This is a genomic window from Amycolatopsis pretoriensis, assembly GCF_900107925.1.
GTDB lineage: Bacteria > Actinomycetota > Actinomycetes > Mycobacteriales > Pseudonocardiaceae > Amycolatopsis > Amycolatopsis pretoriensis.
This window is the reverse complement of sequence record NZ_FNUJ01000007.1, coordinates 200,042-212,681: the sequence shown is the minus strand read 5'-3', so window position 1 is coordinate 212,681 and position 12,640 is coordinate 200,042. Positions and strand designations below refer to the sequence as shown.

15 protein-coding genes are annotated in these 12,640 nt (G+C 71.9%); 7 read left to right on the top strand and 8 right to left on the bottom strand.

What is annotated here, in order from left to right; translation table 11 throughout:
- Positions 1 to 222 precede the first annotated feature (222 nt).
- From BLV96_RS30730 to pdxR, 3 genes are all read right to left on the bottom strand, one after another.
- On the bottom strand, positions 223 to 654 hold the full coding sequence (locus BLV96_RS30730) for a CBS domain-containing protein (RefSeq protein ID WP_086684985.1): 432 nt from the start codon (positions 652 to 654) through the stop codon (positions 223 to 225).
- Positions 655 to 756: 102 nt separating this feature from the next.
- Positions 757 to 1,203 (bottom strand): hypothetical protein, encoded by a 447-nt coding sequence (locus tag BLV96_RS30725; RefSeq protein WP_086684988.1) that lies wholly within the window; start codon positions 1,201 to 1,203, stop codon positions 757 to 759.
- Positions 1,200 to 2,606 carry a MocR-like pyridoxine biosynthesis transcription factor PdxR gene (gene pdxR, locus BLV96_RS30720; protein WP_086684991.1) on the bottom strand — a complete coding sequence of 469 codons (1,407 nt, stop codon included), beginning with the start codon at positions 2,604 to 2,606 and terminating at the stop codon, positions 1,200 to 1,202. Before pdxR ends, BLV96_RS30725 begins: the two co-directional genes overlap by 4 nt.
- A 77-nt stretch (positions 2,607 to 2,683) precedes the next feature.
- On the opposite strand from pdxR, the gene BLV96_RS30715 reads away from it, so the two are divergent.
- Positions 2,684 to 3,256, top strand: a complete 573-nt coding sequence (locus tag BLV96_RS30715; protein WP_208608366.1) for a TIGR03086 family metal-binding protein — start codon at positions 2,684 to 2,686, stop codon at positions 3,254 to 3,256.
- Here BLV96_RS30715 and BLV96_RS30710 read toward each other — a convergent pair.
- Positions 3,249 to 4,229, bottom strand: a complete 981-nt coding sequence (locus BLV96_RS30710; protein WP_091389844.1) for a neutral zinc metallopeptidase — start codon at positions 4,227 to 4,229, stop codon at positions 3,249 to 3,251. The two genes, BLV96_RS30715 and BLV96_RS30710, sit on opposite strands and share 8 nt — an antisense overlap.
- Positions 4,230 to 4,356: 127 nt before the next feature.
- On the opposite strand from BLV96_RS30710, the gene BLV96_RS30705 reads away from it, so the two are divergent.
- Positions 4,357 to 6,369 carry a prolyl oligopeptidase family serine peptidase gene (locus BLV96_RS30705; protein WP_086676186.1) on the top strand — a complete coding sequence of 671 codons (2,013 nt, stop codon included), beginning with the start codon at positions 4,357 to 4,359 and terminating at the stop codon, positions 6,367 to 6,369.
- On the opposite strand, the gene BLV96_RS30700 is transcribed toward BLV96_RS30705, so the two are convergent.
- Complete coding sequence (locus BLV96_RS30700; RefSeq protein ID WP_086676184.1) at positions 6,359 to 6,673, bottom strand: DMT family transporter; 315 nt, start codon at positions 6,671 to 6,673, stop codon at positions 6,359 to 6,361. The genes BLV96_RS30705 and BLV96_RS30700 overlap by 11 nt on opposite strands.
- Positions 6,673 to 7,284 carry an FMN-dependent NADH-azoreductase gene (locus BLV96_RS30695; protein WP_167379787.1) on the bottom strand — a complete coding sequence of 204 codons (612 nt, stop codon included), beginning with the start codon at positions 7,282 to 7,284 and terminating at the stop codon, positions 6,673 to 6,675. The genes BLV96_RS30700 and BLV96_RS30695 overlap by 1 nt, the downstream gene beginning before the upstream one ends.
- A gap of 77 nt (positions 7,285 to 7,361) precedes the next feature.
- Between BLV96_RS30695 and BLV96_RS30690 the strand changes: the two genes are divergently transcribed.
- Positions 7,362 to 7,901 (top strand): TetR/AcrR family transcriptional regulator, encoded by a 540-nt coding sequence (locus BLV96_RS30690; RefSeq protein WP_086676182.1) that lies wholly within the window; start codon positions 7,362 to 7,364, stop codon positions 7,899 to 7,901.
- Here BLV96_RS30690 and BLV96_RS30685 read toward each other — a convergent pair.
- Complete coding sequence (locus BLV96_RS30685; RefSeq protein ID WP_086676180.1) at positions 7,898 to 8,632, bottom strand: ferritin-like domain-containing protein; 735 nt, start codon at positions 8,630 to 8,632, stop codon at positions 7,898 to 7,900. The genes BLV96_RS30690 and BLV96_RS30685 overlap by 4 nt on opposite strands.
- Before the next feature lie 101 nt (positions 8,633 to 8,733).
- On the opposite strand from BLV96_RS30685, the gene BLV96_RS30680 reads away from it, so the two are divergent.
- The 3 genes from BLV96_RS30680 to BLV96_RS30670 all read left to right on the top strand — a co-directional run bounded on the left by BLV96_RS30680 (position 8,734) and on the right by BLV96_RS30670 (position 10,251).
- Complete coding sequence (locus BLV96_RS30680) at positions 8,734 to 8,892, top strand: ribbon-helix-helix domain-containing protein (protein ID WP_086676179.1); 159 nt, start codon at positions 8,734 to 8,736, stop codon at positions 8,890 to 8,892.
- Positions 8,889 to 9,203 carry a VOC family protein gene (locus BLV96_RS30675; protein WP_086676177.1) on the top strand — a complete coding sequence of 105 codons (315 nt, stop codon included), beginning with the start codon at positions 8,889 to 8,891 and terminating at the stop codon, positions 9,201 to 9,203. Before BLV96_RS30680 ends, BLV96_RS30675 begins: the two co-directional genes overlap by 4 nt.
- 289 nt (positions 9,204 to 9,492) lie before the next feature.
- Positions 9,493 to 10,251, top strand: coding sequence for a hypothetical protein (locus BLV96_RS30670; protein ID WP_086676175.1), 759 nt, complete (start codon positions 9,493 to 9,495; stop codon positions 10,249 to 10,251).
- A gap of 51 nt (positions 10,252 to 10,302) precedes the next feature.
- On the opposite strand, the gene BLV96_RS30665 is transcribed toward BLV96_RS30670, so the two are convergent.
- Positions 10,303 to 11,004, bottom strand: coding sequence for a TetR/AcrR family transcriptional regulator (locus BLV96_RS30665; protein ID WP_086676173.1), 702 nt, complete (start codon positions 11,002 to 11,004; stop codon positions 10,303 to 10,305).
- Between the two features lie 69 nt (positions 11,005 to 11,073).
- Here BLV96_RS30665 and BLV96_RS30660 point away from each other — a divergent pair, with 69 nt between their 5' ends.
- On the top strand, positions 11,074 to 12,582 hold the full coding sequence (locus BLV96_RS30660; protein ID WP_086676172.1) for an FAD-dependent monooxygenase: 1,509 nt from the start codon (positions 11,074 to 11,076) through the stop codon (positions 12,580 to 12,582).
- Positions 12,583 to 12,640 lie beyond the last annotated feature (58 nt).

Here is a 12,640-nt window from a genome sequence, read left to right as displayed (position 1 = left end):
TCCGCAGGGCGCTACCACCGATACCGGGGATGACCACCACAAGGTGCTGGAGGCGTCGCAAGCCGTACTCACTTCCCGTTGCGCCATGACAAGGTGCCAGTGGCAGGGTCGTGACGGCCGCGAAGAGTGTTACGCCGTGGTGCGGACACGGCGCCGATCAACCGACACCGCACGGGCGTTCCGCTCGCTGCTGAGCGGGACGCCCGTCACGGCGTGCCCTCCTCAGCCCTGGGAGATGTACGCCTCCAGTTGTTCCTGGCTCTTCTCCAGCTGCTCCATCCGGTTCTTCACCACATCCCCGATGGACACGATCCCGGCCAGCCGCCCGTCGGCCAGCACCGGCACGTGCCGGATTCGGCGCTCCGTCATCAGCACCGACAGCTGGTCCACCGAGTCGTCCGGTGTACAGCTCGCCACCAGCTTTGTCATGATCGATGACACCGGGCCCTCCAACAGCCCCGGGCCGTGTTCGTTGAGGCGGCGGACCACGTCGCGTTCCGACACGATGCCCGCTATCGATCCGTCCGGGGCCACGACCACCATCGCGCCCACGTTGTGTTCGGCCAAGCCGGTCAGCAGCGCGGTCACCGTGGTCTCCGGGGTGACCGTTGCGACCGCCGACCCCTTCTTGCGCAGCAGATCCGCAATCCGCATGGCGATCCTTCCCGTCGGTGAGCTGGATCACCACAGGGTAAGGGTGCCGGGACCCGCGCGAAAGTCCGGCAAACGGGGCGTTCTCGTGGTATTCAAACCGATTCAGCCGAGGCGTTCGGCCAGGCCGTCCACCGCCGAGCGGATGCCTGCCGCGTAGTCGTCGTCGCCCAGGGCGTCGAGGCGGGCTCGGGCCAGTTCCAGCTGCTCACGGGCCGCGGCCAGGTCACCCAGTTTGCGGTAGTCCTCGCCCAGGTTGAGGTGCAGCGACGGGTAGAACCCGCGCACCGCTAAGGACGAGTGGTACTCCTGGGCCCGCGAGTCGGTCAGCGAGTCCGCCGCCGCCAGCGCGCGCAGGTCCCACTCCAGCTCCTCCGCCGGGTCGTCGCACACGTCGGCCATGTGGTGGGCCAGCGCGACGCGGTGCAGCGGGTCGCCGTCCGGGCCGATCGACGCCCACAACTCCGTGAACGTCGCGTACGCGCCCGCGCGGTCACCGCCGATGTGCTGCCGCAGGCCGGCGTCGATCGCCACCATCACGTCGTCGGTCACGCCGCTCCCCCGTCCGCCAGCGCCCGCAGCCGGGCCAGTCCCGGCCCGATCCGCTCGGTCGCGACCGCACCGTAGCCGAACACGAGCCCGTGCGGCCGCTCGCCCACCGCGAAGTCGCCCAGCGAGTACAGCCGGACGCCGGCGTGCCGGGCGCGGCGCACCAACGGCGAGAGGTCCGACGGAGAAACCGCGCTCACGTGCAGCCCGGCCGAAGACGGCAACAGCGTCAAGAAACCGAAGGCGGGAAGAAGCGCCGACAGCAGTTCGTGCCGCTCGCGGTAGACCTTCCGCATCCGCCGGACGTGCCGCGCGAAGCCGCCCTCGGCCATGAACGCCGCCAGCGCCGCCTGCTCGACGTTCGGCGCGTGCCAGTCCGTGAGGTACCGGGCCTTCACCAGCGCCGGCACGAGTGACGGCGGCGCGACGAGGAACCCCAGCCGCAGCGCCGGCGAAAGCACCTTCGAGAACGACCCGACGTACACGACCCGGCCGCGGGAATCCAAGCTGTGCAACGGTTCCAGCGGACGCCCGGTGTAGCGGAACTCGGTGTCGTAGTCGTCCTCGACGAGCACGGCGTCGTGCCGCTCGGCCCAGTCCAGCAGCTCGAGCCGCCGCTCCAGCGACATCGACAGCCCCAGCGGGTACTGGTGCGACGGCGTCACGTACACCAGCCGCGCCTCGGCCGGGATCGCGCTGACGACGATCCCGGCGGAGTCGACCGGCACCGGCGCCACCCGCACGCCCCGCGCGGCCAGCACCAGCCGCGGCGGCGGGTAGCCGGGGTCCTCGACGGCCGCCACGTCACCCGGCCGCAACAGCACCCGCCCGACCAGGTCCGTCGTCTGCTGGGCGCCGGCGGTGACGACGACCTGCGCCGCGCTCGCCCGCACGTCCCGCGACACCCCGATGTGCCGCGCGATCTCGGTGCGCAACGCCGCGAGGCCCTGCGGATCGCCGTACGTCATCAGGTCGGCCTGGCCCGCGCGCAGCAGCTGCGTGACGAGCCGGCGCCACGTGTCGAAGGGGAACCGCGTGAGGTCCGGGACGCCGGGCCGGAAGTCGAACTCCGGGGCCGGCGCGAACGGCGCGGGCGGCGCCGGCACCGCGTCCCACTCCGGCAGCGGGCGGACCCCCGAAACCGAGGACGGCGCCGGCCGGGTCAGCGACGACGCCGTGACGAACGTGCCCGCGCCGACGCGCCCGGCGAGGAACCCCTCGGCGGTGAGCCGGTCGTAGGCGGCGCTGACCGTGGTGCGGGAGACCGCCAGCCGTTGCGCCAGCTCCCGCGTCGGCGGCAGCGCCTCGCCGGGCCGGATCCGGCCGTCCAGGATCGCCGCGCGCAACTGGCGGTAGATCGCGTCGCGGTGCCCGCGCTTCCCGGTCAGGTCGATGTGGACGTCCACCGCCCCAGATTGGCACACCTGAAGTGGCCGGGCTTTGGCACTGTTCGTGGTCCGCTCCCGCGCCTAGCGTGCGGAGCATGGATCTCCGCGAACTCGACCGCCGCACCCTGCTCGTCCTCGACGAGATCGTCGCCGCCAGCAAGCCGGCCGACCTCGAGCGCCCGACCCCGTGCGCCGGCTGGACCCTGGCCGACCTGCTCCGCCACCAGGTCAGCGAGAACCACGCCTTCGCGACCGCGGCCCGCGACGGCTCGGCCCCGGACTGGGACGCGGGCGAGCTCGGCGATGACCACCAAGCCGCCTACCGGGCTTCCGTCGACGACTTCCTCGACGCCTTCGCCGACGACGCCGTGCTGGAGCGGCAGCTCACCATCAACCACTTCGGCACGTTCCCCGGCACGATCGCCGCGCACATGCACCTCGTCGACACCGTCGCGCACGGCTGGGACCTGGCCCGCACGCTCGGCCTGCCCTACGAGCCCGACGCCGAAGCCGTGCACGCCGCGTTGCAGCTCGCCGAGCGGATCCCGGACGAAGGCCGCGAGAAGAACGGCTCCTTCGCGCACAGCGTCACGATCGGAACGGACGCGAGCGAGCTCGACCGGTTCCTCGCCCTGCTCGGCCGCGACCCCGCCTGGACCGTCAGCTGATCTCGGCGGGCGCGGCGCTCCACGTGTCGCACGCCTTCGTGTTCTTGCTGTCGTAGCCGGCCTTCGCCCACGACAGCTGGTGCGCGCGCGAACCGTGCGTGTCGCTGTCGTTGGCGCGGCCGTAGTCGGCGACGGCGGCGTTCGCCAGCGACCGGCTGATCGAGCCCGTGCCGGCGACCGCGGCCAGGAACAGCGCGCCGAAGCAGTTCGCCTGCAGTTCGATCCGGCGGACGACCTGCTTGTCGGCCGCGCTGTCTTCGTTCGGCGAGGTCATCTTGTCGGCCGCCGCGGCCAGGATGCCGCTCTCGCGCTGCACGTGGTGGCCGTACTCGTGGGCGATCGTCGCGATGTGCCGGGCCTTGTTGAGCCCGGCGTCCGCCAGCATCCAGTCGGTCGGGGCGTAGATCGTGGTGTCGCCGCCGCAGTAGTAGGCGACGGCTTCGGTCTCCGACGGCGCCGAGCCGCACGCGCTGTGCTCGGGCAGCGTCACCGAGACCGTGGCGGTCAGCGTCGGCTCGTTCGCCTTCTCCAGCGCCGGGCGCCACGACTGCTCCAGGCAGTCGGCGAGCGCGCCGTAGTAGGCCTTGAGCTGGGCGGGTGCCCGGCCGAGGTCGGGCAGCGCGCACGTCGCGGGCCCGGGCGTGATGCCGGCCGAGAGCAGCGGGTTGCGCGCCAGCTCGGGCACGGGCTTGGCGGGCTTGCCGTCCGAGCTGCCGCTGTACGCGCGGCCGGTGTCGGCGCCTTGGGCGACGTACGCGTGCCCGTCGACGCGGTGCGGGATGGTGGCCGCGATCAGGGAGATCGCCAGCACGACGACGAGCACACCGGCGACGGCGCCCCAGAGCCGGCTGCGCGGCGGGGCGATCGGGACGGGCGGCGCGGCGGCCCAGTTCGGCGCCCAGGGGTTCGGCTCCGGGGCCCACGCGGGTTCCGGTGGCCGGTCCCCGGCCGGCGGCGCGGGAAAACCGGACATTCCGTCGTCGTTCACGTTCTCCCCCTGCTCAATGGGACCAGCATACGGACCCCCGGAGAGGGAAGGATCACGAAACGAAAACACCGCCCGGTGGCCACCAGGACCTTGGAAGTACGAAACTGTCGCTATGAGTGTCGAGGACCCTTACCTGTGGCTGGAAGACGTGACCGGCGACGACGCGCTCGGCTGGGTGCGCGCCCGCAACGACGAGACGCTCGCCGAGCTGACCCGCGGCGCGCGCTTCGCCGAGCTGCGCGACGAACTGCGTGAGGTGCTCGACGCCGACGACCGGATCCCGTACGTCCGCCGCCGCGGCGAGTTCCTCTACAACTTCTGGCAGGACGCGAGCCACCCGCGCGGCCTGTGGCGGCGCACGACGCTGGAGTCCTACCGGCTGGCCGAGCCGGAGTGGGAGCTGCTGCTCGACGTCGACGCGCTGGCCGAGGCCGAGGGCGAGAACTGGGTCTGGCAGGGCGCGACCGTGCTGCGCCCGGACTACCGCCGCGGCCTGGTCGAGCTGTCCCGCGGCGGCGCGGACGCGACGGTCGTACGCGAGTTCGACCTCGACGCGCACGAGTTCGTCGAAGACGGCTTCACCGTGCCGGAAGCGAAGACGCGGATCGGCTGGATCGACGAGGACCGCGTCTACCTCGGCACCGACTTCGGCGAGGGCTCGCTGACCAGCTCCGGCTACCCGCGGCTGGCCAAGGAGTGGCGCCGCGGCACGCCGATCGAGGAAGCCGTCACGGTCTACGAGGGCAAGCCCGACGACGTCTCGATCGGCGCGTCCCACGACCCGACCGAAGGCTTCGAGCGCGACTTCGTCAGCCGCTCGATCGACTTCTACCGCTCCGAGTTGTACCTGCGGACGCCCGATGCGCTGGTCAAGATCGACGTCCCCGACGACGCGAGCGCGTCGATCCACCGCGAGTGGCTGCTGGTGCGGCCGCGCACGGGGTGGACCGTCGGCGGGGTGGACCACCCGGCCGGCTCGCTGATCGGCATCGGGTTCGACGACTTCCTCGCCGGCGACCGCGCCTTCGCGACGCTCTTCACGCCCGACGACCACACTTCGCTCGACTACTGGGCCTGGACGCGCAACCACCTGCTGCTCGGCACGCTGCGCGACGTCCGCACCGAACTGCGCACCCTGACGCCCGGTCCGGACGGCTGGCGCGAGGAACCGCTTTCCGGCGGGCCGGAGTTCGGCAGCGCGGACATCTTCGACACCGATCCCGACGTCAGCGACGAGTACCTGCTGAACTCCAGCGGCTTCCTCCAGCCGTCGACGCTCAGCTACGGCCACGTCGGCGAAGAGGTCGAAGTCCTGAAGCAGGCTCCGGCGTTCTTCGACGCTTCGGGCATGGACGTCGCGCAGTACTTCGCGACGTCGGAGGACGGCACGAAGATCCCGTACTTCGTGGTCCGGCCGTCCGGCGCCGACGGCGGCCCGACGCTGCTGACCGGCTACGGCGGCTTCGAGGTCTCGCTGACGCCGTCCTACAGCGGGATGATCGGCCGCGGCTGGCTCGCGCGCGGCGGCACGTACGTCGTCGCGAACATCCGCGGCGGCGGCGAATACGGGCCCAGCTGGCACACGCAGGCGATCAAGGCCGAACGGCACCGCGTGTACGAGGACTTCGCGTCCGTGGCCGCAGACCTCGTCGAACGCGGGATCACGACGCCGGAGCGGCTCGGCATCCAGGGCGGCAGCAACGGCGGCCTGCTGATGGGCGTCATGCTGACGCGCTACCCGGACCGGTTCGGCGCGATCGTCAGCCAGGTGCCGCTGCTGGACATGCGCCGCTACCACCTGCTGCTGGCCGGCGCGTCGTGGATGGCCGAGTACGGCGACCCCGACGAAGGCGCGGAATGGGAGTACATCGCGAAGTACTCGCCGTACCAGAACGTCCACAGTGGACGCTCGTACCCGCCGTCGCTGTTCGTGACGTCCACGCGCGACGACCGCGTGCACCCCGCTCACGCCCGCAAGATGGTGGCGCGCATGCGTGAGCAGGGGCACGACGTCCGCTACCACGAGAACATCGAAGGCGGCCACGGCGCCGCAGCCGACAACGAGCAGCTGGCGTTCAAGTGGGCACTGGTCTTCGAGTTCCTGTGGGAGCAGCTCACGAAGTGACCCGCGCGAGCACGACGCCGCCGACGATCAGGGCCAGCGCCGCCACCCGGCCGACGCTGAGCGGGTCCTTGGTCACGACGACGCCGAGCACGATCGCGCCGACGGCGCCGATCCCGGTGAACACCGCGTAGGCGGTGCCCACCGGGACGGTGTCCATCGCGCGCGAGAGCAGGTAGACGGCGGCGGCGCCGAGCACGAAGCACAGGAGCGTCGGCCACAGCCGCGTGAAGTTCTCCGTCGGTTTGATGCTCTGCGACCAGGCGATCTCGACCAGCCCGGCAAAGACGAGCGTCACCCAGCCCATCAGAGCGCCTTCAGGGCTGCTTCGCGCGAAGCGGCCCGCTCGCCTTCGCGTGCGGCCAGGTGCGGGTCGACCAGGGCGTTGGTCAGTTCGGCGTGCACGAACCGGACGTCGTCGACGTCGTAGTGCCCGGCGACGAAGTCGCGCAGGTAGCGCTCGTGGTGGTCGAACGGGGCTCTCGGCGTGCCCGGCGCGTACGTGCCGCCGCGGGCGCCGGCGATGACGAACGCCTTGCCGCGCAGGGACATGCGCGGGAACGTCACCTGGTCGATCCAGGTCTTGAGCGCGGCCGGGATCGAGAAGTTGTACATCGGCGCGCCGATCAGCACGACGTCGGCCGCCAGGAGTTCCGCGAGCAGGGGCTCGACGATCGCCCAGGCCTGTTTGTGCGCGGGCGTTCCGACGACGTCGGTGTAGTGCGCCGGGTCGGTGATCCCCGCGGTCAGGAGCGCGTCGCAGATCTCGGTCCACGCCTCGCCGATCACCGGGACGGGGTCGGCGGCGAGGTCGCGGTAGGTGCGGGTGCCTTGCCAGGTCGCGGCGTAGCGCGCGGTCAGCTCGCGCGAGAACGAGGTGCGGCGGGCGCTGGAGTCGAGGTGCAGCAGGTGGGTCACGGTTCCTCCTCAAGTGGACGCGGTGTCCACTTGACGTCAACTGGACGCCGCGTCCGCTTATTCCCTAGGCTGCCGCCATGCCCGAACGCGCCGACGCGGCCCGCAACCGCGCGAAGATCCTCGAGGCGGCGGAGGAGCTGTTCACCGCCCGCGGCGCGGCGGAGGTGACGATGGAGGACATCGCGCGCGCGGCCGGCGTCGGCCGGGGAACGCTCTACCGCCGTTACCCGGACCGCGCGTCGATCGCGGTCGCGCTCCTGGACGAGCACGAGCGCCGGCTGCAGGAATCGCTGCTGCGCGGCGACCCGCCGTTGGGCCCGGGCGCACCACCCGCTGAGCGGCTGGCGGCGTTCTACGCGGCGATGGTCGAACTGCTGGAGCGGCACGCGCCCCTGGTGCTGGGCACGGAGGTGGGCCACTCCCGCTTCACGACGGGCGCGTACGGCTTCTGGCGCACGCACGTGAAGGTGCTGGCGGCAGGCACCCCGGACCCCGACGTCCTGGCCGACGTCCTGCTGGCCCCGCTCGCTCCGGAGCTGTACCTGCACCAGCGGGCGCGGGGCTTGTCGCCGGAGCGGATCACGGCGTCGCTGCGCGAACTGGCGCGTCTCCTTTAGACGAGGCCGCGCGGTCTTGCCCGCTTCGGGACGTACCGCGGTTTGGGCTTCGGCTCGTCACCCCGGATCCGCGCGAGGGCGGTCTCGAATGCGGTGAGGACGTCGGCGACGAAGACGAGCCGTCCGACGCCGAGCCGGTGCAGCGCCGGCCCGTGATCGGCCGCGACGGTGACCGCGACGCCGAGCAGCAGCACCCGCCAGGCGCCGAACACTGCCGCGCGCACAGGTTTCGAGAGACCGGCGAACCCGATCCGCAGGCGGTGGCAGTGGAAGGGCACGTGCCGTTCCTCGTCGGCGAGGATCCGGGCCGCGACCTGCGTGACGAGCGGGTCGCCGGTGCCGTCGCGCAGGGCGCGGTAGTACCGCAGCGCGACGACCTCGGCGATGAGCAGCACCATCAGCTCCAGCCGCAGCCCGAGGGCCCGCCGCAGCCGGACGAACACGGTGTCGGACCAGTGCTGTTCGATCGTCGGCACGCCGGCGGCGTTCAGGAGCTCGGCGAGCATCCGCGCGTGGTTCTGTTCTTCGGCGACGAAGAGCTCGACCGCGGCCAGGTAGTCGCCGCCGCCGGCTTTCGCGATGAGGTTGGCGCCGTCGCCGGCTTCGCCGACCTGGAACCGCTGGACGCTTTTCGCGACGTCGGGGTGAAGCCGGGCCCCGCGCGCCCAGGGCGGCTCCTCCCGGCGGCGACGGCGTTCGGCTTCCGCTTCGAATTCCCGCAACCAGTTCATCGGGCCCGATCATGCCGCTTTCCCGTGGACTTCCCGAGCGGGTCCGGTGGAGATCCGGTGGAGGTTGACGCGCTAGCTGTCTAGAATGCTAGCATGTTGTCATGGCGGACAAGGACGTCAAGCAGTTCAACGTGTACCTCCCCGTGGACCTGATCCGGGAGGTCAAGCACCACGCCGTCGACCACGGGCAGTCCCTCTCGGCCCTCGTGACCGAAGCCCTGCGCCAGTACCTGGCCAGCACCGAAGGAGACCAGCGATGACCATCGAAGCCGTGTACCTCGAGACCCACAACTGGGGCAAGACCGCCCAGTTCTTCCAAGCCCTCGGGTTCGAGCTCGACTTCGCCACCGACCACAACTCGGGGCTCCTGCGCAACGGCGACGGCCCCTACGTCTTCGTCGCCGAAGTGCCCGAAAGCCGGCCCACCGGCATGAAGATCGTCCTCAAGGGAAAGGAAGTCACGCCCGACGTCGAGGTCGTCTCCCCCTTCGAGGACACGCACTTCGGGACGCGCGAGATGACCGTCCGCGACCCCGACGGGCGGGAGTGGATCCTGCAGGCCGGGAGCTGACGTGCGGGCGGCACACCGGACCGTCGATTTCCGGGTTAAACAGTTGACTACCTGAGCGTGTGATTCGGCGCGATTCACGCCGACATCATTTGGCGCTCGGCCTACGCTGTTCCGGCGCCTTTCCGCCGGTGTCCTCCGGCGGGCGGGTTCGCCGCACCGATCGGGTATCCACGCAGGTCAGAAGGCCGGTTTGCCGGGTACCGTCCGAAGTGGGCAGATGTTCTGTCCCGGCACCCGGAAACCCCGAGAATTCCCGGGAGCCGCAGCCAGGAAGGAACCCCGATCAACCATGTCCACATTGCGTCGACTCGCCTTGGCGGGCGCATTCGCATTGCCGATTTCCCTTGTCGCCGTCGCCCCGTCGTCGGCCGGCACGTTCGACGGCCCCTATGAGCCCTGGACCCCCTGGAGCCACTTCGAAACCTCCGGCAGCTACGCCGGGATCGGCGGCGCGGCCACGACCGACACCGAGGGCGGTTCCGACTGGTGGGGCCACCACTGGTCGGAGTCGGACGGCGCCTACGCCGGCATCGGCGGCGCGGCCGTGACCCACAGCGAGGAGTCCGGCACCGACGACACCGACTGGGACGACGGTGACGACGACAACGGCGGCTGGAACAACCACCACAACACCGTGACCCACCACGTCCAGCACCACGCCGTGTCCCACCCCGACCCGGTGGACACCGCGGACCACGTGACCTACACCCAGCCCGCGGCCGACACCGACGACGACGACGATGCCGACGACGCCGCCAGCTACGTGCAGGAAGCCCACTGGGCCGGTGCGGACGGTGCGTCTTCGGCGCACATCGCCAGCCACGCCGGTGACCACTACGCCACCTACGACTCGGGCCACCTGACGGCCGGGCCCGGCGGTGCGTCCTCCGAGGGCGTCCACGCGCTGGCCGTGCCGGGTTACGCCGGTTACCACAACTGGTACACGGCGGCCGGCGCGGGCGGCACCGCCGTGCACTCCGTGACCGCGGAAGCCGACGCCGACACGCACGACCACGGCTGGCAGGACTACGACTCGTACGACAGCTGATCCGTGAACGCACGAGCCGGGCCCGCAGCCGCGGGCCCGGCTCGTTCGCGTTCAGGGCCGCGGCGCGCGGGCCGCGATGCCGTCGAGCACGCAGTCCAGGCCGAAGGCGAACACCTCCTCGGCGGTCCGGTCCTCCCCCTCGATCACCCGGCGCGCGAACTGCGGGTACTCGCCGCTTGCGATGACTTCGCGGATGTACGGGCCGACGCTCGCCTGCCACTGCTCCTTCGTCAGCCCGGACCGGCGCTGGGCCTGCAGCTCCGCCAGCTCCTGCGTCACCGTGCCGAAGACGTAGGCGAGCACGACGTCCACCGCCCCCGCCGCGAAGGTGATGTCGCCGCTGAGCTGCGCGGCCGCCGCGAGGGCGGCTTCGTGCCGGCGCAGCGAGTTCGTCCCCAGCGCCGGGCGGCCGGGGATCTCGCCGCTCAACCAGGGGTGCCGCAGCAGCGTCGCGCGGACCTGGTGGGCGACGCTCGCCAGGTCGGCGCGCCAGTCGCCGGTGAGCTCGGTGCGCTCGGCGGCCTTGACCTCGTCGATCATCAGGTCCAGCAGCTCGTCGCGGCTCGCGACGTAGCGGTAGAGCGACGCCGTGCCCGAGCCGAGGTCCGCCGCGACCCGGCGCATCGAAAGCGCGGGCACACCCTCGGCGTCGGCGATGGCGAGCGCCGTCCGCACGATCTGTTCGACGCTCGGGGCCTGGCGCCGCGGGCTTCGCCGCTCCTTGGCCCAGACCAGCGCCGGCTCGTCCGCCATCGTCCTCCTCCAAGTATGGCTACAGTGTATCCATAGTGAGAACACTGTAACCATACCTGGGGGTACACCATGACTCGCGTCCTCATCTCCGGCGGCGGCACCGTCGGCCTGTCCACCGCCCTCTTCCTCGCCCACCACGGCGTGCGCGCTCTGGTCGTCGAACGCGCCGACGGCCCGTCCGCCCACCCGCGCGCCACCGGCCTGAGCTTCCGCACGCTGGAGTTCTTCCGGCAGGCGGGGATCGCCGACGCCGTCGAGGCAGTCGCCGTCCGGCGCACCGCCACCCTCGGCAAGATCCACGCCGCCACGCTCGCCACGGCGGACCTGCCCGACACCTTGTCTCCCGCGCCGGCCGGCGCCGCTGCTTCCCGGCACAGCCCGAGCGTGCTGCGCGGGACCTGCCCGCAAGACCGGCTCGACTCGGTCCTCCTCACCGCGGCTCGCGAACGGGGTGCCACGGTCGCGTACTCGACGACGCTCGTCGCGTTCGAGCAGGACGACACCGGCGTCACCGCGGTCCTCGACGGCCCGGGCGGACGGCGCACGGAGCGCGCGGACTACCTGGTCGCGGCCGACGGCGGCCGCAGCGAGGTGCGGGCCGCGCTCGGCATCGGCACGACGGGGCCGGGCGCGCTCGGCAAGCCGCTGCTCAACATCCTGTTCCGCGCCGACCTGACGCCGTACACGAAGGGCCACCACTTCGCGAACTGCACGATCACGACGCCGGACGCGCCCGGGATGCTGGTGACCGTCGACGCCGAAAAGGACTGGATCTTCCACACCGGCCTCGGCGACGAGCCGGTGGGCGCCTTCCCGCCGGCACGCTGCGCCGCGCTGATCCGGGCCGCGGTCGGCGTCCCGGACCTCGGGGTCGAGGTGCTGAGCGTGCTGCCGTGGCGGGTGCGCGGGCTGCTGGCGGACCGGTTCCGCGCCGGGCGGGTGTTCCTCGCCGGCGACGCGGCGCACGCGGTGCCGCCGCTGGGGGCGTTCGGCGCGAACACCGGCATCGCCGACGCGCACAACCTGGCGTGGAAGCTGGCCGCGGTCCTCGACGGCACCGCGGGTCCGGCCCTGCTGGACACCTACGAAGCCGAACGCCGTCCGGTGGCCGCGCTGGCGCTGGACCAGGCGTTGCGGCGGCTGGCGGATCCGCGGTTGCACTGGGAGCAGGGTCCGGCGGCCGCCGCGGCCCGCGCCGCCGCCGGCGTGGTCAACGCGCCGGTCGTCCACCTCGGCTACCGCTACGACTCGGCGGCGGTGCTCGGCGCGCGGCCCGGGCTGCCGTCCACGGAGGACGTCGTGCTCGACGGGACACCCGGGTCCCGGGTGCCCCACGCCTGGCTCGCGGACGATTTGTCTACTTTGGACCTGGTCGGGCGCCGGCTCACCCTGTTCATGGGCCCCGGTGAACCCCCGGCCGGCGACTTCGACATCCACGTCGTCGAGGACGAAGCATGGTTGCGGGACACGGGAATCGCGGACGGCGGCGCGGTACTGGTGCGGCCGGACCACTTCATCGCCTGGCGCGGACGGCCGGACGAGCTCGCCGGAGTGGTGGACCGCGTCCTCACCCGCTGAGGCATCGTCCGGCTGCCGTCACCGAACACGGGAAGCCGGGCGGGCGCGGGGAACGCCC